Source organism: Pseudomonas sp. 15C (genome assembly GCF_055484735.1).
In genome coordinates, this window is the sequence record NZ_JBUDGD010000012.1 from 54,206 (window position 1) to 75,688 (window position 21,483).

A 21,483-nucleotide genomic window follows, 5' to 3' on the forward strand; every position below is an offset into this window, starting at 1 on the left:
GTATCGCCCTGCACCGTCAAAGACCGTTAAGGCAACAGGTGAGCCTCGGTTGGCATTCCAAAAAGCCCGGCGCTTGCACGCCAGGCTTTTCAGTAATGCGCTCCTTCGCCTTCCTTCAAATCCTGTGTTCAAGAAGGAAGCTGACTTTTCGGCGCTACTGGCGCGGTACGAGTCCATTCAGATTGTTTTTCCGACCGCGGTCCCTGCCCGCCGGATAACTGCTTCTGGTGCTTTACGCTGCACACCCGGGTCAGTTGCCAACCCTCTGAACCGTTGAGGCCGGTTCATCGCTGCCTGTGCTTGTGGAACTAAAGAGCTTGTCTTGCCAGCCGCTTTGTCGAGCGGCTTGGTGGCAAGAATATGCATGAATGCATATACAGTCAATGCGTAAATGCATTTATTTATGCATCAAGAATGCACGGATGCATGGAAGCCCTGATATCAAAGGGGTTTGCCGGTTTTGTGCAGGCGAAAAAAAACCCGCCGAGGGGCGGGTTTATCTGAAAGTGGTGGGCTTAGCGGGCGTACATGCCCCACCAGAAGACATGGCCGAGGATGACGATCTGCTCTTCCTGGATTTCCTGGAAGCTGTAGTCCTCGTCCGGGTGCTCATCGCGATTGAAGCTGCGCAGACGGATCCCGGTCGGCAGACGGTAGAGCTGTTTCACTCGCAACTGGCCGTTGTGGTTGATCGCATAAAGGTCGCCATCGATGATGTCGCCAATACCGCACTTGCCCGCATTCACACCGACGGTGGCGCCATCGCGCAGCACCGGCAACATGCTGTTGCCACGTACCGTCACGCATTTGGCCTGGTCGAACTGCACACCGTTATGGCGCAGGCTGCGCTTGCCGAAGCGCAGGCTAGAGCGCTCGCTCTCTTCGATGACGAATCTTCCTGATCCAGCAGCCAATTCAACCTCACGAAGAAAGGGTACCGACACCTCGTCGTCATCGACAGGGGTGTCGTCGTCCCACAGGCTTATGTCCTTGAGTTCCGCATGCACGTCATCACGCCCGCCGCCGGACATCGCCGCGACGTCCGCGCGCCCGCGCAGCTGATCAGTGCTCACGCCGAAGTATTCGGCGATTTTCGAAATGTGTTTATCCGAAGGATCGACGATCTTCCCGCTGAGAATCCGCGAGAGAGTGGATTGAGGCACGCCGGTGCGACGGTGGAGCTCCGTGGGGGAGATCCCGTGCTGATCGAGCAGTGCTCTTAAGACGGAGGCTACGTTGCGTTTTTGCATAACGCGCATAGTGCTCGAAGTCTTTTGCGAATACAAATGCTGTTTCGCATAAAAAATGCATAAACGCTGAAATTCCAATAGGACGCGCGCCTGCGTAGGGCCTTCCGGCCGTGTTAATCTTACGCAGCTAGAGAAACATCCTACAGACGTTTCAGAAGCCCCCTATTCCAATCAGCATCATCACTGACTTTGACGCTGGTACGACTTCAGCCAAAACCCACGACTGTCGCCTATGGCCCACCCAGCAGCACTCGACTGTCGAGCGATCGATCCATACTGAGCCGACCATGACCACACCCCATGTAAAGCAGCGCAAGAACAGCGATATCGAAGCGCTGCGCGCGCTGGCAATTGTCCTTGTCATCTTCGCCCATATTGCCCTGATCCTTTCGCCGCAATCGGTCTATTGGCAGGTGCTGGCGGATTACCGCTTCGGTTATGGCGTGGATATTTTCTTCTGCGTTTCCGGGTTCATCATTACCAAGTCCATTGCCAATGAAATTCCGTCCAACCGCAGTCTTCGTGACGTGCTGGAGCTGAGTGTCCCGTTCTGGGTACGGCGATTCTGGCGTCTGATGCCGTCTGCCCTGTTCTGGATCGGCGTGTCGCTGCTGCTTTCCTGGCTGTACGGCGGCAGAGGGGTTTTTCTGCAGCTGGAGATATTCGTCCATTCGGCATTGGCTGCTGCCCTGCAGTATATGAACGTGGTGTATGCGGTCAGCCGTGACACCGGCACCCTTGGCGACGCCGGCATCTACTGGAGCCTGTCACTGGAGAATCAGTTTTATCTGGTGCTGCCGATCATTGCAGTGCTCGCGGGGCGGCGCTGGATGCCCGCAGTGTTCATTGTGATATTCCTGGCGCAGTTCTTTTTGACCCGCCAACTGATTCGCCCGACTCCTGAACTCTGGGCCTTTCGCACCGATGCCATTTCTCTCGGCGTTCTGTTGGCGTTGTGGCACGGCAGCGAAAGTTACAAACGTCTTGAGCCCGGCTTTCTGAAGAACGGCTGGCTCGTTCTGTTATTGCTTGCCGGCATGATTGCCTTTCTTGCTCGGCTCACCGCGCCCAACCCGCCCCTGCCTTTCGCAATGGGGCTGACGGCGGTCGGCTCGGCCTTGCTGGTCTGGATTGCCAGCTATAACAACAACTATCTGACGGCCAATAGCGCCATCGCGGCTTTTTGCAACTACATCGGCTCGCGCTCTTATGCCATCTATCTGACTCATGTGATTGCGCTGTCACTGGTTCGACACTGGTTTTTCTCCCAACCAGGCAACCCAGCGCCAACACCGTTCGATGGCGGTTACACCGTTTTTTATATAACAATGTTCGTGGCAATCACGCTGTTGTTCTCCGAGTTCAATTACCGCTTCATCGAAAACCCGATGAGAAAGCACGGGGAAAAATTGTCGCGCAATCTCAAGGGCCGATTCGCTCTGGCCTGAAAGAGTCTGTCGGCCGTCGCTTCGGCAGGGTCAAAAAAAACGCGGTAGAATTGCGGATTTTTGACCCTTGCCAGATACCGAAAGAGCCAAGCCTTTGAATATGGATCTCTCCAGCCACACCCCGATGATGCAGCAATACTGGCGACTGAAGAATCAGCACCCGGATCAGCTGATGTTCTACCGCATGGGCGATTTCTACGAGATCTTCTATGAGGACGCGAAGAAGGCCGCCAAGCTGCTCGACATCACTCTGACTGCGCGCGGCCAGTCCGCGGGGCAGGCGATTCCGATGTGCGGCATTCCCTACCACGCCGCGGAAGGCTATCTGGCGAAACTGGTGAAGCTTGGCGAGTCGGTGGTGATCTGCGAGCAGGTCGGCGATCCGGCTACGAGCAAAGGCCCGGTCGAGCGTCAGGTGGTGCGGATCATCACACCGGGAACGGTCAGCGACGAAGCGTTGCTCGATGAGCGCCGCGACAACCTCATCGCGGCGGTGCTGGGTGACGAGCGTCTGTTCGGTCTGGCGGTGCTGGATATCACCAGCGGCAATTTCACCGTGCTGGAGATCAAGGGCTGGGAAAACCTGCTGGCGGAACTGGAGCGGGTCAATCCGGTTGAGCTGCTGATTCCGGATGACTGGCCGAAAGACCTGCCGGCGGAAAAACGCCGTGGCGTGCGCCGTCGTGCACCGTGGGATTTCGAGCGCGACTCGGCGTTGAAAAGCCTTTGCCAGCAGTTTTCCACGCAGGACCTGAAAGGCTTCGGTTGCGAGAACCTGACGCTGGCCATCGGCGCCGCCGGCTGCCTTCTGGCGTATGCCAAGGAAACCCAGCGCACCGCCCTGCCCCACTTGCGCAGCCTGCGTCACGAACGGCTGGATGACACGGTGGTACTCGACGGTGCGAGCCGACGTAACCTGGAGCTCGACACCAACCTGGCGGGCGGTCGCGATAATACCCTGCAATCGGTGGTTGATCGTTGCCAGACGGCCATGGGCAGCCGTTTGCTGACCCGCTGGCTGAACCGCCCGTTGCGCGATCTGACCGTGTTGCTGGCGCGTCAGACCTCGATCACGTGCCTGCTTGATCGCTATCGCTTTGAAAAGCTACAACCGCAGCTCAAGGAAATCGGTGACATCGAGCGCATTCTAGCGCGGATCGGCCTGCGCAATGCGCGACCGCGTGACCTTGCGCGTCTGCGCGATGCACTGGGTGCACTGCCGGAACTGCAAGCGGCGATGACCGATCTGGAGGCGCCGCACCTGCAAAATCTGGCGACCATCACCAGCACCTACCCGGAACTGGCGGCATTGCTGGCGAAAGCCATCATCGACAACCCGCCCGCGGTGATCCGCGACGGCGGCGTGCTGAAAACCGGTTACGACAGTGAACTGGACGAGTTGCAATCGCTGAGCGAAAACGCCGGTCAGTTCCTGATCGATCTTGAGGCCCGGGAAAAAGCCCGCACTGGCCTTGCCAATCTGAAAGTCGGTTATAACCGCATTCACGGCTATTTCATCGAACTGCCGAGCAAGCAGGCCGAGTCGGCGCCAGCGGACTATATTCGCCGCCAGACCTTGAAGGGTGCCGAGCGCTTCATCACCCCGGAGCTGAAAGAGTTCGAAGACAAGGCACTGTCCGCCAAGAGCCGTGCCCTGGCCCGTGAAAAGATGCTCTACGAAGCCCTGCTCGAAGACCTGATCAGCCAGTTGCCGCCGCTGCAGGACACCGCTGGCGCGCTGGCCGAACTGGATGTGCTGAGCAACCTCGCCGAACGTGCACTGAACCTCGACCTGAACTGCCCGCGCTTCGTCAGCGAACCGTGCATGCGCATTACTCAGGGCCGCCATCCGGTGGTCGAGCAAGTGCTGACGACACCGTTCGTGGCCAACGACCTGAGCCTGGATGACAACACGCGCATGCTGGTGATCACCGGCCCGAACATGGGCGGTAAATCCACTTACATGCGGCAGACCGCACTGATCGTACTGCTGGCGCATATTGGCAGCTTCGTGCCGGCGGCCAGTTGCGAATTGTCACTGGTGGACCGCATCTTCACCCGGATTGGCTCCAGCGATGACCTCGCCGGCGGCCGTTCGACCTTCATGGTCGAGATGAGTGAAACCGCCAACATTCTGCACAACGCCACCGAACGCAGCTTGGTGCTGATGGACGAAGTCGGTCGCGGCACCAGCACCTTCGATGGGCTGTCGCTGGCCTGGGCTGCGGCTGAACGTCTGGCGCACCTGCGTGCGTATACGCTGTTCGCTACGCACTATTTTGAACTGACCGTACTGCCAGAGGCCGAACCCTTGGTGGCCAACGTGCATCTCAATGCCACCGAGCACAACGAGCGCATCGTGTTCCTGCACCACGTGCTGCCGGGACCGGCCAGCCAGAGTTATGGCCTCGCCGTGGCGCAACTGGCCGGCGTGCCGAGCGAAGTGATCGTGCGCGCCCGTGAGCATCTGAGTCGTCTGGAAGACACCGCGCTGCCCCATGAGGCGCCGAAACCGGCCGCCAAAGGCAAACCCGCAGCGCCGCAGCAAAGCGATATGTTCGCCAGCCTGCCGCATCCGGTGCTGGATGAACTGGCGAAAGTTGACCTGGATGACATGACCCCGCGCCGCGCACTCGAAATGCTCTATGCACTGAAGAACCGGATATAAGCACTGAAGAAGCGGATATAACGCAAATCGCTTCAAGCTGTTAGAATCTCGCGCGGTTCGGGATGCTGCTGGCTCATAGCCTGGCCAGCAGGTATCGCTCCCGAACCTGGCGACCCCAACCGTGAAGGGGCAACGCTGCCGCCGCCTGAGGAGAAAATTAGAAATGACCTTCGTCGTCACCGACAACTGCATCAAGTGCAAGTACACCGACTGCGTAGAAGTGTGTCCGGTGGACTGCTTTTACGAAGGCCCGAACTTCCTGGTGATTCACCCGGACGAGTGCATCGACTGCGCACTGTGCGAACCAGAGTGCCCTGCTGTGGCCATCTTCTCGGAAGATGAAATCCCTGCCGGCATGGAAAACTTCATTCAGCTGAACGTTGAATTGGCTGAAATCTGGCCGAACATCACCGAGAAGAAAGATCCATTGCCGGATGCTGAAGAGTGGGATGGCAAACAGAACAAGATCGAACAGCTCGAACGCTGATCTGCCCCGCGCTCGAAAGAAAAGGCCCCTCGCGGGCCTTTTTGCTTTTCTGCAGGCAAAAAAAGGGGCGGTATGACCCGCCCACATTTTTTCCCTATTCCCTGTATTCCCTTTCATCGTCCTGATGAATCACGTCCTGCGATGTCCATTCCCCTCCTCCTTGAAGGGCGTGTCTGTCCGTCGACACAGTTCAGATACTAATGATTTTCCAGAACGGGACAATCGGCCTCAAGCGCCAGAAATTACTGTCATGAGCTTTTAATAATCAGGAATATGCTTTTTTATCAGTGCATTACGTGACATCGACAAGCGGAATAGCCGTCCGCCACACTGTAAAAATATCGAACACTTACGAAACAGTAAGCATTGGCTTACAGAGCGAGACTACATCTCGCTCATCCAGCCCTTAGACCGCATCACAATCCGCCGTATTTGCTACAGACAACAAAAAGCCCCGAACCGGTCGGGGCTTCTTGCGGGCGGCCGGGCAGTCGTTTATTGAAACAGCGACTCGCTCGACAGGCCATTCTTCTCAAGGATCTCACGCAGGCGTTTCAGGCCTTCCACCTGGATCTGCCGCACCCGCTCCCGGGTCAGACCGATCTCCAGGCCTACGTCTTCCAGCGTACTGCTTTCATGACCGCGCAGGCCGAAGCGACGTACCACCACTTCGCGCTGCTTGTCGGTCAACTCCGACAGCCACTGATCGATGCTCTGCGACAGGTCGTCATCCTGGAGCAGTTCGCACGGATCGGTCGGACGATCGTCGGTGAGGGTGTCCAGCAGGGTTTTATCCGAATCCGGACCCAGCGAGACGTCGACCGAAGAAACCCGCTCGTTCAGGCCGAGCATGCGCTTGACCTCGCCCACCGGTTTTTCCAGCAGGTTGGCAATTTCTTCGGGTGAAGGTTCGTGGTCGAGTTTTTGCGTCAGCTCCCGTGCAGCCCGCAGGTACACGTTGAGTTCCTTGACCACATGAATCGGCAGCCGGATGGTCCGGGTCTGATTCATGATCGCGCGTTCGATGGTCTGACGAATCCACCAGGTCGCGTAGGTCGAAAAGCGGAAGCCGCGCTCGGGATCGAACTTTTCCACCGCACGGATCAGCCCGAGGTTGCCCTCTTCGATCAGATCCAGCAGCGACAGCCCCCGATTGACGTAACGCCGGGCGATTTTAACCACCAGCCGCAGGTTACTTTCGATCATGCGCTTGCGCCCGGCGGGATCGCCACTTTGCGACAAGCGCGCAAAATGAACTTCTTCTTCCGGGGAGAGCAGAGGGGAAAAGCCGATTTCGTTGAGGTACAACTGCGTGGCATCAAGTGCACGCGTGTAATCGATGTACTTATGTTGTTTGAGTGTAGCGGAGTGTTTGGATCTGGAACGAACGGAAGGTGGAGCAGCCCCTTCATCATTCGACATCGAATCCGAATCGATGCCGGTCTCCATAAGGAGAACCTCATCGTCGATGTCAAACTCCGGCACTTCTTTACTGAGAGCCATTGTTATAGTCCTTTGGTGAGTTCGACCCCAAGCTCAAGCGACGCCTTTATCCTTGGCAACGCTGGAGCCTGTCCCCTCTACGCGACGGAACAGGCTGGCTTACACATCAACGTCTGGGCAGGAACTGCAGTGGATCTACAGGTTTACCTTGGCGGCGAATCTCAAAATGCAGTTTCACCCGGTCTGTACCCGTTGACCCCATTTCGGCAATTGTCTGTCCGACCTTGACCTGCTGCCCCTCCCGAACCAACAGCCTGCGGTTATGTCCGTAGGCACTTACGTAGGTTTCGCTGTGTTTGATGATGACTAATTCGCCGTAGCCCCTTAAGCCACTCCCGGCGTAAACCACCGTCCCATCAGACGCAGCTAAAACAGGCTGTCCCAAATCTCCGGCGATATCAATGCCTTTATTCAAACTACCGTTTGAAGAGAATTTTCCAATCAGAACGCCATTAGATGGCCATCCCCAGCCGGTCGGGGCCGGGCCGGCCGGAGGCAGTGGCGCAGGTGCCGGCTTGCTTGCGACGGACGGTGCAACGCCAGTAGATCCGCGGGTTGTAGTGGTGGTGGTGCCATTTGCCTGGCGTCGGATAACTGTGGTTTTGCTCGACGAGGAAGGTGACGAACTACTGCTGCTGACCACCGCGGTCGGCGTTGAACCGCTACGGCCGTCGAAGCGAATCGTCTGACCCGGATGGATCGTATACGGCGTAGGAATATTGTTCCGGGCGGCGAGGGTTTTGTAGTCCCAGCCGTAGCGGAAGGCGATCGAAAACAAGGTGTCGCCGGGACGGACTACATACTGCCCGGTCGTCACGGCAGGACGTTGCGCAACGGCATTGTTGCGGTCGACCACCCGGACATTGCTCGATTTGGTGCTGGAGCAACCGACCAGCAAAGTACTCAAGACAAGGCCAGTCACCAGGCGCTGAAAGCTCGTGTTACCCATACGCTGCGCTATGACTGTGAGACTCACCCGCCGCTCCTTTGTGGTGGCTGAAAAATGTACAAGTACCGCGTCCCGGCCCAGGTTGTCGCAAGTATAACGGGCCGGATCGGCTTTACCCTCAATGACGCGAAATCGCTGCACGCACACGTTTGCCACTGGCCAACTTGCTGCGTTTAATTCTTCGCTGCCGGTGTAAGACACAGGCGAACGAAAGGAATTCAGCACGCTTTTATAAATGCTCAGGCGAGTGGCCCGTTGAGCAATGGCACGAAACGCACAGCACCGAGAACGTGACGGGAAAACCCGTTTTCCTCGCGCACGATCAGCATCAGTTGCTGCACTTCGCCCGACCCCACCGGGATCACCATGCGCCCGCCCGGAGCCAGTTGATCGAGCAAGGCTTGCGGTATGTCGGTGGCCACGGCCGTGACGATAATGCCGTTATACGGTGCCAGTGCCGGCCAGCCTTCCCAGCCATCGCCCCAGCGAAACACCACATTGCGCAGGTTCAGTTCGACCAGTCGCTCCTTGGCGCGATCCTGCAGGACCTTGATGCGCTCGACGGAGAAAACGCGCTCGACCAGTTGCGACAATACTGCGGTCTGGTAACCGGAACCGGTGCCGATCTCCAGCACCTTGTCCAACGGGCCCGCCTCGAGCAGCAGCTCGCTCATGCGCGCCACCATGTAAGGCTGGGAAATCGTCTGGTTGTTGCCGATCGGCAGCGCCGTGTCTTCGTAGGCGCGATGGGCCAGCGCTTCGTCGACGAACAGGTGACGCGGTGTCCGGCGAATGACTTCCAGCACCTTGGCGTTCGACACGCCTTCTTCATAGAGGCGCTGGATCAGTCGCTCGCGAGTGCGCTGGGAGGTCATGCCGATGCCGCTGCGCAGTCGATCTTCGTGTTCGCGGGCCATCAGCTCAGCCCTCCAAGCCAGCCGTCGAGACTTCTGAACGCATCGTTGAAGGTGCGATCGAGCTGCAACGGAGTGATGGACACGTAGCCCTGCATCACCGCATGAAAATCAGTACCCGGACCGCCGTCTTCGGCATCGCCGGCTGCCGCGATCCAGTACCCCGCCTTGCCGCGCGGATCGACCACTTTCATCGGTGCCGCCGCGCGGGCACGGTGGCCGAGCCGGGTCAGTTGAATGCCACGAATATGATCAAGGGGCAGATTGGGGATGTTCACGTTGAGTACCGTGCGCGGCGGCAGGTCGAGGCTGGCGTGCGCCTCGACCAGTTTGCGCGCGAAGTGGGCCGCTGTCGGCAGATTATCCACCTGGCGTGAAACCAGCGAAAAGGCGAACGATGGGCGTTCGAGAAAACGCCCTTCGAGGGCTGCGGCCACGGTTCCGGAATACAGCACGTCATCGCCCAGGTTGGCGCCGAGGTTGATGCCCGACACGACCATGTCCGCCTCGCGCTCCAGCAAGCCGTTGAGGCCCAGGTGCACGCAGTCGGTCGGTGTGCCGTTAAGGCTGATGAAGCCGTTGGCCAGGTATTGCGGGTGCAGCGGACGGTCGAGCGTCAGCGAACTGCTGGCGCCGCTCTTGTCCTGCTCAGGGGCGATAACCACGCACTCGGTGTAATCCGCCAGCGCAGCATAAAGCGCGGCGAGACCGGGTGCAGTTACCCCATCGTCGTTAGAAATCAGAATACGCATGGGCTGTCCGTCTGCCCCACCGGCACCAGATCAACGAGTTCGCGCACCAATACGGTGGCGAAGCATCCGGCCGGGAGGACGAATTCCAGTTGCAGAATGTCAGGCTGGGGATAATGCCACGTCAACCCGCCAATGGGCAGCCGCAGGATGCGCCGTTCGTGGCTCATTCCGGCATTGACCAGCCAATCGCGCAGTTCGGCTTCAGCGCCAGCGATCCCCTGCTCCAGATCATGGACAGCCCCCGACGCCGGCGAGTCACCTTCGCCCCACTGCGGACCGGTCGGGTGCAAGTCGAGAATCGCCAGGCGCGGGTCGCTGCACTCCGCTTCACCGGCAGGAAAAAAACTGCGGCTATCGGTGAACGCGAGCAGATCGCCGACCTGGGCTTTCTGCCAGGTGCCGTCGGCCACGCGTGCTGCGAGCACTTTATTGAAGAGAAAGCTGCGCGCTGTCGACAGCAACCGCGAACGCACATTGCGCTGCTCCGGCAATGCCTTGCGCGCCGCCCAGCCACGGGCATCGACGACATTGCCGCCGTCATGGCCGAAACGCTGGGCGCCGAAATAGTTGGGGATGCCTTGTTTGGCGATCAGTTGCAGACGTTCTTCGATCGCTGCCTTGTCGCCGGAAAACCGGGTCAGTCGCAACGTGAAACCGTTGGCCGAGTGCGCACCCCGTTGCAGCTTGCGCTTGTGACGGGTGGTCTTGAGGATCTTCAGCGTATCGTTTTCCGCCGCCGACAGATCCGGATCGGCCTTGCCCGGCAATTGCACGCTGAACCACTGGCGGGTCAGCGCCTGACGATCCTTGAGGCCGGCATAACTGACGGTGCGCAACGGTACACCCGCCGCCTTGGCGATTCGACGGGCCGCTTCTTCGGTATTCAGACCGCGCTTTTCCACCCAGATCCACAGGTGCTCGCCGTCGCCGCTGAACGGAATGTCGAGCACTTCATCGACCTGGAAATCTTCCGCGATGGCTTTCAGTACTGCCGTGCCGAGGGGCTCGCCATAGGCGCGCGGGCCGAGCAATTGCAAGTCATTCATGCGCGCAGCAACAAGGCAACGGAATGCACGGCGATGCCTTCTTCGCGACCGACAAAGCCAAGCTTTTCGGTGGTGGTAGCCTTGACGTTCACTTGATCGAGCTCAACTTGAAGATCCGCGGCGATCAGCGCGCGCATCGATTCGATATGCGGGGCCATTTTCGGCGCCTGAGCGACGATGGTGTTATCGACGTTGCCGACTTTCCAGCCCTTGGCGTGGATCAACGCAACGACATGACGCAGCAGCGCACGGCTGTCGGCGCCTTTGAATTGCGGGTCGGTGTCAGGGAAGTGTTTGCCTATGTCGCCAAGCGCTGCGGCGCCGAGCAAGGCATCGCTCAGGGCATGCAGCAGGACGTCACCGTCGGAATGAGCGAGCAGCCCGAAGCCGTGTGCAATGCGCACGCCGCCCAGAGTAATGAAATCGCCTTCAGCGAAACGGTGCACATCATAGCCGTGGCCAATACGCATAAAAAAAACGCCCCGATTTTTGTCAGGGCGTGATTCTACCTGCTTTGACGGACATTAGGCGCCTAGAGCGCGCGCGTGATGCTGCAAGTGGTCGTCAATGAAGCTTGAGATGAAGAAATAACTGTGGTCGTAGCCCGGTTGCAGGCGCAACTCGAGCGGATGCCCCGCTTGTTTTGCCGCGTGTTGCAGGGCTTCAGGCTTGAGCTGGGTGGCAAGGAAATCATCGCGATCACCTTGATCGACCAGCAGCGGCAGCTTTTCCTTCGCGTCGGCAAGCAGCGCGCAGGCGTCCCACTCTTTCCACTTCGAACGGTCTTCTCCCAGATAGTGGGAGAAAGCCTTCTGCCCCCACGGGCAATCCATCGGGTTGGTGATCGGCGAAAACGCCGACACTGATTGATAACGCCCCGGATTGCGCAACGCACAGATCAACGCGCCGTGGCCGCCCATCGAGTGACCGCTGATGCTGCGTTTGTCCGATGCCGGAAAATGCGCCTCAACCAGTGCAGGCAATTCCTGCACAACGTAATCATGCATCCGATAGTGCCGCGCCCATGGTTGCTGTGTGGCATTCAGATAAAACCCGGCGCCCAGGCCAAAGTCCCAGGCCTTGTCCGCATCGTCCGGTACATCCGGACCGCGTGGACTGGTATCCGGCGCGACGATGATCAGGCCAAGCTCGGCGGCCATGCGCATGGCGCCGGCCTTCTGCATGAAGTTCTCATCGGTACAGGTCAAGCCTGACAGCCAGTACAGCACCGGCAATTTACCGCCCAGCTCCGCCTGTGGCGGCAGATACACGGCAAACACCATGTCGCAATCGAGCACTTCGGAGCGATGGCGATAGCGCTTGTGCCAGCCACCGAAACTCTTCTGACAGGAAATATTTTCCAGATTCACGGGATTCTCCCCAGCGGCAAGCGGCAAGCTTCCAGCTACAAGAAAAGGCACGTTCGCTCTTACTGGCAGCTTGAAGCTTGAAACCTGGAGCTGCTGTTAGAAATGGATGACAGTACGGATGCTCTTGCCTTCGTGCATCAGGTCGAAAGCCTTGTTGATATCTTCCAGGCCCATGGTGTGGGTGATGAAGGTATCCAGCGGGATCTCGCCGCTCTGGGCCATATCGACGTAGCTTGGCAACTCGGTACGACCACGCACGCCGCCGAATGCCGAACCGCGCCAGACGCGGCCGGTCACCAGTTGGAACGGGCGAGTAGCGATTTCCTGGCCGGCACCGGCGACGCCGATGATCACCGACTCGCCCCAGCCTTTGTGGCAGCACTCAAGGGCTGCGCGCATCAGTTGTACGTTGCCGATGCACTCGAAGGAGAAGTCGACGCCGCCATCGGTCATGTCGACGATCACTTCCTGGATCGGACGATCGAAGTCTTTCGGGTTAACGCAATCGGTGGCGCCCAGCTGTTTGGCGATTTCGAACTTGGCCGGGTTGATGTCGATGGCGATGATGCGCGCAGCCTTGGCTTTTACCGCGCCGATGACCGCCGACAGACCGATGCCGCCCAGACCGAAAATGGCCACGGTATCACCCGGTTTGACCTTGGCCGTGTTGATCACCGCGCCAATGCCGGTGGTGACGCCACAGCCCAGCAGGCAGACCTTTTCCAGCGGCGCGTCCCTGGAAATTTTCGCTACGGAGATTTCCGGAAGCACGGTGTATTCCGAGAATGTCGACGTGCCCATGTAGTGAAAAATCGTTTCGCCTTTGTAGGAAAAACGCGAAGTACCGTCCGGCATCAAGCCTTTGCCCTGAGTCGCGCGAATCGCCTGACACAAGTTGGTCTTGCCGGACTTACAGAACTTGCACTGGCCGCATTCCGGGGTGTACAGCGGAATGACATGATCGCCGACCGCGACCGAAGTCACGCCCTCGCCAATGGCTTCGACGATGGCGCCACCCTCGTGACCGAGAATCGACGGAAAGATCCCTTCCGGGTCAGCGCCGGACAAGGTGTAGGCATCGGTGTGGCAAACGCCGGAAGCAACCACGCGCAGCAACACTTCACCGGCCTTCGGCATGGCGACATCGACTTCTACGATTTCCAGCGGCTTCTTGGCCTCGAAGGCAACGGCGGCGCGCGACTTGATCATGCTGACTCTCCAGTGAATGCATTGAATAAAAAACCAGACAGGCAGTGTAGTTCAGCGCCGCTTAATGAATAATCCGAGCGAAAGCAAAACATTATTGCCATACAGGGATAATCCCAATGCTGGAAAACCGCTGGGAAGGCATTGACGAGTTTGTCGCCGTTGCCGAATGCAGCCAGTTCACCGCTGCCGCCGAACGCCTAGGGGTTTCGTCCTCGCACATCAGTCGTCAAATCGCACGCCTGGAAGAGCGTTTGCAGACCCGCCTGCTTTATCGCAGCACGCGCCGCGTCACCTTGACCGAAGCCGGGCAGACCTTTCTGCAGCATTGCCAGCGTCTGCAGGACGGCCGCGAAGAGGCGTTGCGCGCCGTCGGCGATCTGGCCAGCGAGCCGAAAGGCATGCTGCGCATGACCTGCGCCGTGGCGTATGGCGAGCGCTTCATCGTGCCGCTGGTGACGCGCTTCATGGGTTTGTATCCGCAGTTGCGCGTTGATATCGAGCTGAGCAATCGCCAGCTCGATCTGGTCCATGAAGGTCTGGATCTGGCAATTCGCCTCGGCCGCCTGCAGGATTCGCGATTGGTCGCTACACGGCTGGCGCCCCGGCGCATGTATCTCTGCGCATCACCGTCCTACCTCGAACGGTATGGTCGCCCACACAGCTTGTCGGAATTGAGTCGGCACAATTGCCTGATCGGCAGTTCGGACATCTGGCAGCTTGAGCAGAACGGTCGCGAGTTTTCCCAGCGGGTACAGGGCAACTGGCGCTGCAACAGTGGCCAGGCGGTACTGGATGCGGCATTACAGGGCGTGGGATTGTGTCAGTTGCCGGATTATTACGTGCTGGAGCATTTGCAGAGCGGCGCGCTGATTTCTCTGCTGGAGGCGCATCAGCCGCCGAATACTGCGGTGTGGGCGTTGTATCCGCAGCAGCGGCATTTGTCGCCGAAGGTGCGCAAGCTGGTGGATTTTCTTAAGGTTGGGTTGGCTGAGCGACCGGAGTATCAAGAGTGAGTGATGCGTTGCCTGGAATCCCTATCGCGAGCAGGCTCACTCCTACGGGGGAACGCATTTCAAATGTAGGAGTGAGCCTGCTCGCGATGGCGGCTCAACAGGCGAAGAAGATCAGCCCCGGTTAGCCCAGCGCTGGCGCAACCACTCCAGATCTTCCGGCCGGGTAACCTTGAGGTTATCCGCGCGGCCCTCAATCAGGCGCGGCTTCAATCCAGCCCACTCCATCGCCGAGGCTTCGTCAGTAATCACGGCGTCCGCCACCAGACTGTCGGCCAACGCCCGATGCAATGCACCCAAACGAAACATCTGAGGCGTGTACGCCTGCCAGATCACACTGCGATCGACGGTTTCAACCACGCGTCCGGACTTGTCGACGCGTTTGAGCGTGTCGCGCGCCGGCACCGCCAGCAAACCACCCACCGGATCGACCGCCAATTCGGCGAGCAACTTGTCCAGATCGTCGCGGCTCAGATTGGGCCGTGCCGCATCGTGCACCAGCACCCAGTCTTCATCATCGGCACCCTGCGCATGCAGATGCAGCAAGGCATTGAGCACCGAAGCGGAGCGCTCGGCGCCGCCGTCGACGCGCCGAATGCGCGGATCGCTGACGCACGCCAGGTTCGGCCAGTAAGGATCATCAACAGCAAGACTGACCACCAGCCCCTTGAGGTTCGGGTGATCGAGAAAACAGCCGAGGCTGTGTTCGAGAATTGTGCGCCCGCCCAGTTGCAGGTATTGCTTGGGACGGTCCGCGGCCATTCGGGCACCAACGCCCGCGGCAGGAATCACGGCCCAGAAGGCCGGCAGGGAATCGATCATTGGGCCAACTGGTAAAGGGTTTCACCGTCCTTGACCATGCCCAGTTCGTGACGAGCCCGCTCTTCAACGGTCTCCATGCCTTTTTTCAACTCGCTGACTTCCGCGTCCATCACGCGATTGCGCTCCAGCAAACCTTCGTTCTCGGCATGTTGGTCAGCAATCTGCTGCTTCAGCTCGGCGACCTGCGCCAGACTGCCGTTGCCCACCCACAGGCGGTACTGCAGACCGGCCAGCAGCAAGAGCAAAACGAGAAACAACCAGTAAGGACTGCGCATCGAATATCAGGTATCCAGTGAAAAAAGACCGCCACGCGAAAACTTGAAGCATCTGATAGCACGAAGCCTGGAAAGATCCAGGCTTGTGCTTTCAAGGCATCAGATTAGTGGCAAATCCATCGCTGTCACGACTTTTTCGACACAATCCGGTGTCCTTCCATCAGTTTGTACTCAGCCGCGGAACTCGCTGCGGCCGTTGTACCTGGCCTTGCCATTCAACTGCTCTTCGATACGCAGCAGTTGGTTGTACTTCGATACGCGGTCGGAACGGCACAGCGAACCGGTCTTGATCTGGCCAGCCGAGGTGCCCACTGCCAGATCGGCAATGGTCGAATCTTCGGTTTCGCCCGAACGGTGCGAGATCACGGCGGTGTAACCGGCAGCCTTGGCCATCTGGATGGCTTCCAGGGTTTCGGTCAGGGTGCCGATCTGGTTGAACTTGATCAGGATCGAGTTGGCGATCTTTTTATCGATGCCTTCCTTGAGGATCTTGGTGTTGGTCACGAACAGGTCGTCGCCCACCAGTTGAGTCTTCTCGCCGATCTTGTCGGTGAGGATCTTCCAGCCGGCCCAGTCGGACTCGTCCAGACCGTCTTCGATCGAGATGATCGGATAACGCTCGGTCAGGCCTTTGAGGTAGTCGGCGAAACCTTCAGCAGTGAACACCTGGCCTTCGCCGGACAGGTTGTACTTGCCGTCTTCGTAGAATTCGCTCGCCGCGCAGTCCAGCGCCAGGGTCACGTCGGTGCCCAGCGTGTAACCGGCATTGGCCACCGCTTCGGAGATCACTTTCAACGCGTCTTCGTTGGACGCCAGGTTCGGTGCGAAACCGCCTTCGTCGCCCACCGCAGTGCTCAGGCCACGGGCCTTCAGCACAGCTTTCAAATGATGGAAGATCTCGGTGCCCATGCGTAGACCTTCCGAGAACGACTTGGCGCCGACCGGCTGCACCATGAATTCCTGGATGTCGACGTTGTTATCGGCGTGCTCGCCACCGTTGATGATGTTCATCATTGGCACCGGCATCGAGTAAACACCCGGAGTACCGTTGAGGTTGGCGATGTGTGCGTACAGCGGCAGATCCTGATCCTGCGCAGCCGCCTTGGCCGCAGCCAGGGATACCGCGAGGATGGCGTTGGCGCCCAGGGTTGCCTTGTTTTCGGTACCGTCGAGCTTGATCATCGCGTGGTCAAGGGCTTTCTGGTCGCTTGGGTCGGTGCCCAGCAGCAGATCGCGGATCGGACCGTTGATGTTGGCTACCGCCTTGAGCACGCCCTTGCCCAGGTAACGGCTCTTGTCGCCATCACGCAGCTCGAGTGCTTCACGCGAGCCAGTGGATGCACCGGACGGCGCGCAGGCGCTGCCGATGATGCCGTTGTCGAGAAGCACGTCCGCTTCCACGGTGGGATTGCCACGGGAGTCGAGAACTTCACGACCTTTGATGTCGACGATTTTTGCCATTGTTGTAAACACTCCAAAGTTGACGAAAACGACGCAGCTAGAGGAAATCTTCAATCGTCGGCAAGCGAAGTACAGCGGGCAGACTTGCAGACGACAACGCTCATGCCCGAGGGCATGAGCGACAAATCGTGCGGTACTTTACCGGAGAAATGAGTCTTACGCGGTTTCTACCGTCGGAAAACTCTTCACCAGTTCGTCCAAGGCTTTGAGCTGGGCCAGAAATGGCTCCAGTTTGTCCAGACGCAAGGCGCAAGGGCCGTCGCATTTGGCGTTGTCCGGATCCGGGTGCGCTTCGAGGAACAGACCCGCCAGCGACTGGCTCATGCCGGCCTTGGCCAGATCGGTGACCTGAGCGCGGCGACCGCCGGCGGAGTCGGAACGACCGCCAGGCATTTGCAGCGAATGGGTCACGTCGAAGAATACCGGGTATTCGAACTGCTTCATGATGCCGAAGCCGAGCATGTCGACCACGAGGTTGTTGTAGCCGAAGCTCGAACCACGCTCGCAGAGAATCAGTTGATCGTTACCCGCTTCCACGCACTTGTTCAGGATGTGTTTCATTTCCTGAGGCGCGAGGAACTGGGCTTTCTTGATATTGATCACGGCGTTGGTCTTGGCCATCGCGACAACCAGATCGGTCTGGCGCGACAGGAAGGCCGGCAGCTGAATGATATCGCAGACCTCAGCGACGACCGCGGCCTGATCAGGCTCGTGGACGTCGGTGATGATCGGCACGCCGAAGGCTTGCTTGATGTCCTGGAAGATGCGCATGCCTTCTTCCAGGCCAGGGCCGCGATAAGAGGTCACAGAAGACCGGTTAGCCTTGTCGAAGCTGGCCTTGAACACGTAAGGGATACCGAGTTTTTCGGTGACCTTCACATACTCTTCGCAAACCTGCATGGCCATGTCACGGCTTTCCAGCACGTTCATGCCGCCGAACAGCACCATGGGTTTGTCGTTGGCAATCTCGATGTCGCCGACGCGGATGATCTTCTGTGCCATCGGGGTTACGCCTTCTTCTGATGTTGAGCCAACGCGGCCTTGACGAAACCGCTGAACAGCGGGTGGCCATCGCGTGGAGTCGAGGTGAACTCAGGGTGGAACTGGCAAGCGACGAACCATGGGTGGTCGGCCGCTTCAACCACTTCAACCAGCGCCGCATCAGCGGAGCGACCGGAAATTTTCAGGCCGGCTTCGATCAGTTGTGGCAGCAGGTTGTTGTTCACTTCGTAACGGTGACGGTGACGCTCGACGATCACGTCCTTGCCGTAGCAGTCATGCACTTTGGAGCCCGGCTCGAGCAGGCAGTCCTGAGCGCCGAGACGCATGGTACCGCCCAGATCGGACGCTTCGGTACGTACTTCCACAGCACCGGTCGCGTCTTCCCACTCGGTGATCAGACCGACAACCGGGTGGCCGCTGGCGCGGTCGAACTCGGTGGAGTTGGCGTCTTTCCAGCCCATCACGTTACGGGCGAATTCAATGACCGCCACTTGCATGCCGAGGCAGATGCCGAGGTAAGGCACCTTGTTCTCGCGAGCATACTGAACGGCAGTGATCTTGCCTTCCACGCCGCGCAGACCAAAGCCGCCCGGTACGAGGATCGCGTCGACACCTTCGAGCAGCGCGGTGCCCTGGTTTTCGATGTCTTCGGAATCGATGTAACGCAGGTTGACCTTGGTGCGGTTGCTGATGCCGGCATGGCTCATCGCTTCGATCAGCGACTTGTAGGCATCGAGCAGCTCCATGTACTTGCCGACCATGGCGATGGTCACTTCGTGTTCCGGGTTCAGCTTGGCATCGACCACCGCGTCCCACTCGGACAGATCGGCGCTGTTGCATTGCAGACCGAAACGCTCGACGACGAAATCGTCCAGACCCTGCGAGTGCAGGATGCCCGGGATCTTGTAGATGGTGTCGGCGTCTTCCAGCGCGATCACCGCACGCTCTTCAACGTTGGTGAACTGGGCGATCTTGCGACGCGACGAGATGTCGATCGGGTGATCGGAACGGCACACCAGCACGTCTGGCTGCAGGCCGATCGAACGCAGTTCCTTGACGGAGTGCTGGGTTGGCTTGGTCTTGGTTTCGCCGGCAGTGGCGATGTACGGCACCAGTGTCAGGTGCATCAGCATCGCGCGCTTGGCGCCGACTTCGAAACGCAACTGGCGGATCGCCTCGAGGAACGGTTGCGACTCGATGTCGCCAACGGTGCCGCCGATTTCGACCATCGCCACGTCAGCGTCACCGGCACCCTTGATGATGCGGCGCTTGATTTCGTCGGTGATGTGCGGGATCACCTGGATGGTTGCACCCAGGTAATCACCACGGCGCTCTTTGCGCAGCACGTGCTCGTAGACACGGCCAGTGGTGAAGTTGTTGTTCTGGGTCATGGTCGTGCGGATGAACCGCTCGTAGTGACCCAGGTCCAGGTCGGTCTCGGCGCCGTCGTGGGTGACGAACACTTCACCGTGCTGGAACGGGCTCATGGTGCCTGGATCGACGTTGATGTACGGATCCAGCTTCAGCATGGTGACCTTAAGCCCCCGCGCCTCCAGGATAGCCGCCAATGAAGCCGAGGCAATGCCTTTCCCCAATGAAGAAACAACACCGCCCGTGACGAATATGTAGCGCGTCATGAAAAACCCTAGAAGTCTGCGTTAAAGCGGAACGAGCCGCCGGGGAAAGCGAAGGAAGGCCGAAGCCCCCGATCACCTGCATTAATCACAGTGCACCTTTCAAAAAAACCGCCGCGTTGGGACAGACCGGCAGGTGAAACACCGGTACGTTGCTCGCTACACATTTTTTGGAATCGCCCAGCAAAGACTGCTTGGTAATCGGCAACTCCTGCAATTCAGGCGAATCCACAGAAGTTGTATCAAGAAGGGAGCGTAGTCTACCGGAATGCTCCTTTCAGCTCAAACCTTGATCTTCACCGCTTGGCTGCCATTGCAATTTCCAGCCACCCTGCGCCGGGCCGTCGAGCCCCGGCAGGTTCGCCACCGCGAGCAGTTCATCGCCGCGAAACAGCAGCGGCAATCTGCCACGGACAAAACCCGGCACGGCACGCTCGTTGAGCAAGCGCTTGAGATCACGATGGCCGCGCTCGGCGATCTGCATGACTTCGCCGCCTCGACGGTAAGCAATGCGCAATGGCCCGTCAGGCGCCGGTCCGCTGAACATCACGCTGCCGTTATCGGCCAAGCGTAGCGTCAACGACGGGGTCTGCCAGTCGACGCCGATCGCGGGTGCGCGCAACCATTGGCCATTCAGCCACCACAACCGGCCGGCACTGCGGTGCAGTTCACCATCGGCCAGACGCCAGACGGGCGAAGCGTCGGCAGCGGCCTCGCACAGATTGCTCCAACCCGACCAATGGTCGGCATCCGGCAAGCGGGTCAGCGGTTCGAGCCAATGGCTGAGGGCATTGCGCTGACGCGCCACAGACAGCGCGGCCAGCGGCGCCATCTCCAGCGACGGCAGTCCCAGCCATGCGAAGTCATGCGCGGTGCCAGCCTGCGCCAGATCCATCTGCGCCAGCTCATCGAGCAAACCCTGCGCCTCACGCAGGTGCGCAGCGCTGCGGGCCATGCTTGCCTGCGCCTGAGGCCAGCGCTCGGTCAGCGCCGGCACGACTTGATGGCGCAGATAATTGCGTGAGAAATGCCGATCCTGATTCGACGGATCTTCGATCCAGGCCAGTTCATGGGCGTTGGCGTAAGCCTCCAGCTCGGCCCGCGGAACATCCAGCAACGGACGAACCAGCATGCCCTGCCCCACCGGGCGTTGCGCAGGAATGCCTGACAAACCGCGCACACCGGCGCCGCGCAGCAACCGGAACAACAATGTTTCCGCCTGATCGTCACGATGTTGGCCGGTAAGCAGCACGTCATTGTGCTCGGTCAGCGTATTGAACACCGCATAACGCGCATTCCGCGCCGCGCGCTCCAGGCTTGCGCCCGGCTGCACCTTCACCCGTTCGATGATCAACGGCACGCCCAGCGCATCGCACACCGCCTGACAATGTTGCGGCCATGCATCGGCAGCAGCCTGAAGGCCGTGATGGATATGGATGGCGCTGAGCGCAGGCAGGGATTGGGACTTTGCGAGTTGAGCGAGCAGATGCAGGAGGACGGTGGAATCAAGGCCACCGGAAAAGGCGATGCGCCAATGAGCGGCGTCGCGCCAGGGTTCGAGGCTCGGCAATAGCCGGGACGGCAAATCAGTGGGGGACGGGCCCATATCTTTCTCTTTGCCCCAATCGAATGTAGGAGTGAGCCTGCTCGCGATAGCGGTGCAACAGTCAACACATGGGTCAA

At 59.2% G+C, this 21,483-nt stretch carries 19 protein-coding genes; 4 read left to right on the plus strand and 15 right to left on the minus strand.

Annotated elements, in window-relative coordinates:
• Positions 1 to 515: 515 nt before the first annotated feature.
• Positions 516 to 1,250 (minus strand): LexA family transcriptional regulator, encoded by a 735-nt coding sequence (locus tag ACYYKW_RS09225; RefSeq protein ID WP_336355205.1) that lies wholly within the window; start codon positions 1,248 to 1,250, stop codon positions 516 to 518.
• A gap of 287 nt (positions 1,251 to 1,537) precedes the next feature.
• Between ACYYKW_RS09225 and ACYYKW_RS09230 the strand changes: the two genes are divergently transcribed.
• From ACYYKW_RS09230 to fdxA, 3 genes are all read left to right on the plus strand, one after another.
• A complete protein-coding gene (locus ACYYKW_RS09230; protein WP_093104219.1) occupies positions 1,538 to 2,698 on the plus strand; it encodes an acyltransferase family protein in 1,161 nt (386 codons plus the stop codon).
• Positions 2,699 to 2,798: 100 nt separating this feature from the next.
• Positions 2,799 to 5,366 (plus strand): DNA mismatch repair protein MutS, encoded by a 2,568-nt coding sequence (gene mutS, locus ACYYKW_RS09235; RefSeq protein WP_172833347.1) that lies wholly within the window; start codon positions 2,799 to 2,801, stop codon positions 5,364 to 5,366.
• A 163-nt stretch (positions 5,367 to 5,529) separates the two neighbouring features.
• Positions 5,530 to 5,853 (plus strand): ferredoxin FdxA, encoded by a 324-nt coding sequence (fdxA, locus tag ACYYKW_RS09240; protein ID WP_090282025.1) that lies wholly within the window; start codon positions 5,530 to 5,532, stop codon positions 5,851 to 5,853.
• Positions 5,854 to 6,348: 495 nt separating this feature from the next.
• On the opposite strand, the gene rpoS is transcribed toward fdxA, so the two are convergent.
• The 8 genes from rpoS to ACYYKW_RS09280 form a co-directional block, all read right to left on the minus strand.
• Positions 6,349 to 7,356: an RNA polymerase sigma factor RpoS gene (gene rpoS, locus ACYYKW_RS09245; protein WP_090282024.1), complete on the minus strand. Its 1,008-nt coding sequence runs from the start codon at positions 7,354 to 7,356 to the stop codon at positions 6,349 to 6,351.
• Between the two features lie 106 nt (positions 7,357 to 7,462).
• Positions 7,463 to 8,332, minus strand: coding sequence for a peptidoglycan DD-metalloendopeptidase family protein (locus tag ACYYKW_RS09250; protein ID WP_090282023.1), 870 nt, complete (start codon positions 8,330 to 8,332; stop codon positions 7,463 to 7,465).
• A 212-nt stretch (positions 8,333 to 8,544) separates the two neighbouring features.
• Entirely contained in the window at positions 8,545 to 9,180 is a 636-nt protein-coding gene (locus tag ACYYKW_RS09255; protein ID WP_172833348.1) for a protein-L-isoaspartate(D-aspartate) O-methyltransferase, read from the minus strand.
• 41 nt (positions 9,181 to 9,221) lie between these two features.
• Positions 9,222 to 9,971 carry a 5'/3'-nucleotidase SurE gene (gene surE, locus ACYYKW_RS09260; protein ID WP_090282021.1) on the minus strand — a complete coding sequence of 250 codons (750 nt, stop codon included), beginning with the start codon at positions 9,969 to 9,971 and terminating at the stop codon, positions 9,222 to 9,224.
• Positions 9,959 to 11,017 carry a tRNA pseudouridine(13) synthase TruD gene (truD, locus tag ACYYKW_RS09265; protein ID WP_090282020.1) on the minus strand — a complete coding sequence of 353 codons (1,059 nt, stop codon included), beginning with the start codon at positions 11,015 to 11,017 and terminating at the stop codon, positions 9,959 to 9,961. The genes surE and truD overlap by 13 nt, the downstream gene beginning before the upstream one ends.
• The gene (gene ispF, locus ACYYKW_RS09270) at positions 11,014 to 11,487 is read right to left on the minus strand and encodes a 2-C-methyl-D-erythritol 2,4-cyclodiphosphate synthase (RefSeq protein ID WP_020795989.1); all 474 of its coding nucleotides are present in this window, start codon (positions 11,485 to 11,487) and stop codon (positions 11,014 to 11,016) included. The genes truD and ispF overlap by 4 nt, the downstream gene beginning before the upstream one ends.
• A 54-nt stretch (positions 11,488 to 11,541) precedes the next feature.
• Positions 11,542 to 12,387 carry an S-formylglutathione hydrolase gene (gene fghA / locus ACYYKW_RS09275; protein WP_464989963.1) on the minus strand — a complete coding sequence of 282 codons (846 nt, stop codon included), beginning with the start codon at positions 12,385 to 12,387 and terminating at the stop codon, positions 11,542 to 11,544.
• 96 nt (positions 12,388 to 12,483) lie between these two features.
• Positions 12,484 to 13,596 (minus strand): S-(hydroxymethyl)glutathione dehydrogenase/class III alcohol dehydrogenase, encoded by a 1,113-nt coding sequence (locus ACYYKW_RS09280; RefSeq protein ID WP_090282018.1) that lies wholly within the window; start codon positions 13,594 to 13,596, stop codon positions 12,484 to 12,486.
• A 116-nt stretch (positions 13,597 to 13,712) separates the two neighbouring features.
• Between ACYYKW_RS09280 and ACYYKW_RS09285 the strand changes: the two genes are divergently transcribed.
• The gene (locus ACYYKW_RS09285; protein WP_093104234.1) at positions 13,713 to 14,609 is read left to right on the plus strand and encodes a LysR substrate-binding domain-containing protein; all 897 of its coding nucleotides are present in this window, start codon (positions 13,713 to 13,715) and stop codon (positions 14,607 to 14,609) included.
• Positions 14,610 to 14,720: 111 nt separating this feature from the next.
• Here ACYYKW_RS09285 and ispD read toward each other — a convergent pair whose 3' ends face one another.
• From ispD to tilS, 6 genes are all read right to left on the minus strand, one after another.
• Complete coding sequence (gene ispD / locus ACYYKW_RS09290) at positions 14,721 to 15,428, minus strand: 2-C-methyl-D-erythritol 4-phosphate cytidylyltransferase (RefSeq protein ID WP_464989964.1); 708 nt, start codon at positions 15,426 to 15,428, stop codon at positions 14,721 to 14,723.
• The gene (gene ftsB, locus ACYYKW_RS09295) at positions 15,425 to 15,703 is read right to left on the minus strand and encodes a cell division protein FtsB (protein WP_007964293.1); all 279 of its coding nucleotides are present in this window, start codon (positions 15,701 to 15,703) and stop codon (positions 15,425 to 15,427) included. The genes ispD and ftsB overlap by 4 nt, the downstream gene beginning before the upstream one ends.
• 171 nt (positions 15,704 to 15,874) lie before the next feature.
• Positions 15,875 to 17,164 carry a phosphopyruvate hydratase gene (gene eno / locus ACYYKW_RS09300; RefSeq protein ID WP_090282015.1) on the minus strand — a complete coding sequence of 430 codons (1,290 nt, stop codon included), beginning with the start codon at positions 17,162 to 17,164 and terminating at the stop codon, positions 15,875 to 15,877.
• 156 nt (positions 17,165 to 17,320) lie between these two features.
• A complete protein-coding gene (gene kdsA / locus ACYYKW_RS09305; protein WP_007954807.1) occupies positions 17,321 to 18,166 on the minus strand; it encodes a 3-deoxy-8-phosphooctulonate synthase in 846 nt (281 codons plus the stop codon).
• A 5-nt stretch (positions 18,167 to 18,171) separates the two neighbouring features.
• Positions 18,172 to 19,803 (minus strand): CTP synthase, encoded by a 1,632-nt coding sequence (locus ACYYKW_RS09310; RefSeq protein ID WP_090282014.1) that lies wholly within the window; start codon positions 19,801 to 19,803, stop codon positions 18,172 to 18,174.
• A gap of 274 nt (positions 19,804 to 20,077) precedes the next feature.
• Positions 20,078 to 21,406: a tRNA lysidine(34) synthetase TilS gene (tilS, locus tag ACYYKW_RS09315; RefSeq protein ID WP_464989965.1), complete on the minus strand. Its 1,329-nt coding sequence runs from the start codon at positions 21,404 to 21,406 to the stop codon at positions 20,078 to 20,080.
• Positions 21,407 to 21,483 lie beyond the last annotated feature (77 nt).

What these genes read in the sequence shown, in the direction of transcription:
- ftsB (WP_007964293.1), bottom strand. Translation starts at nt 15,703, where the DNA reads ATGCGCAGTCCTTACTGGTTGTTTCTCGTTTTGCTCTTGCTGCTGGCC.
- ACYYKW_RS09225 (WP_336355205.1), bottom strand. Translation starts at nt 1,250, where the DNA reads ATGCAAAAACGCAACGTAGCCTCCGTCTTAAGAGCACTGCTCGATCAG.
- ACYYKW_RS09230 (WP_093104219.1), top strand. Translation starts at nt 1,538, where the DNA reads ATGACCACACCCCATGTAAAGCAGCGCAAGAACAGCGATATCGAAGCG.
- tilS (WP_464989965.1), bottom strand. Translation starts at nt 21,406, where the DNA reads ATGGGCCCGTCCCCCACTGATTTGCCGTCCCGGCTATTGCCGAGCCTC.
- kdsA (WP_007954807.1), bottom strand. Translation starts at nt 18,166, where the DNA reads ATGGCACAGAAGATCATCCGCGTCGGCGACATCGAGATTGCCAACGAC.
- ACYYKW_RS09310 (WP_090282014.1), bottom strand. Translation starts at nt 19,803, where the DNA reads ATGACGCGCTACATATTCGTCACGGGCGGTGTTGTTTCTTCATTGGGG.
- ispD (WP_464989964.1), bottom strand. Translation starts at nt 15,428, where the DNA reads ATGATCGATTCCCTGCCGGCCTTCTGGGCCGTGATTCCTGCCGCGGGC.
- ACYYKW_RS09255 (WP_172833348.1), bottom strand. Translation starts at nt 9,180, where the DNA reads ATGACCTCCCAGCGCACTCGCGAGCGACTGATCCAGCGCCTCTATGAA.
- eno (WP_090282015.1), bottom strand. Translation starts at nt 17,164, where the DNA reads ATGGCAAAAATCGTCGACATCAAAGGTCGTGAAGTTCTCGACTCCCGT.
- truD (WP_090282020.1), bottom strand. Translation starts at nt 11,017, where the DNA reads ATGAATGACTTGCAATTGCTCGGCCCGCGCGCCTATGGCGAGCCCCTC.
- mutS (WP_172833347.1), top strand. Translation starts at nt 2,799, where the DNA reads ATGGATCTCTCCAGCCACACCCCGATGATGCAGCAATACTGGCGACTG.
- ACYYKW_RS09280 (WP_090282018.1), bottom strand. Translation starts at nt 13,596, where the DNA reads ATGATCAAGTCGCGCGCCGCCGTTGCCTTCGAGGCCAAGAAGCCGCTG.
- fdxA (WP_090282025.1), top strand. Translation starts at nt 5,530, where the DNA reads ATGACCTTCGTCGTCACCGACAACTGCATCAAGTGCAAGTACACCGAC.
- ispF (WP_020795989.1), bottom strand. Translation starts at nt 11,487, where the DNA reads ATGCGTATTGGCCACGGCTATGATGTGCACCGTTTCGCTGAAGGCGAT.
- rpoS (WP_090282024.1), bottom strand. Translation starts at nt 7,356, where the DNA reads ATGGCTCTCAGTAAAGAAGTGCCGGAGTTTGACATCGACGATGAGGTT.
- surE (WP_090282021.1), bottom strand. Translation starts at nt 9,971, where the DNA reads ATGCGTATTCTGATTTCTAACGACGATGGGGTAACTGCACCCGGTCTC.
- ACYYKW_RS09285 (WP_093104234.1), top strand. Translation starts at nt 13,713, where the DNA reads ATGCTGGAAAACCGCTGGGAAGGCATTGACGAGTTTGTCGCCGTTGCC.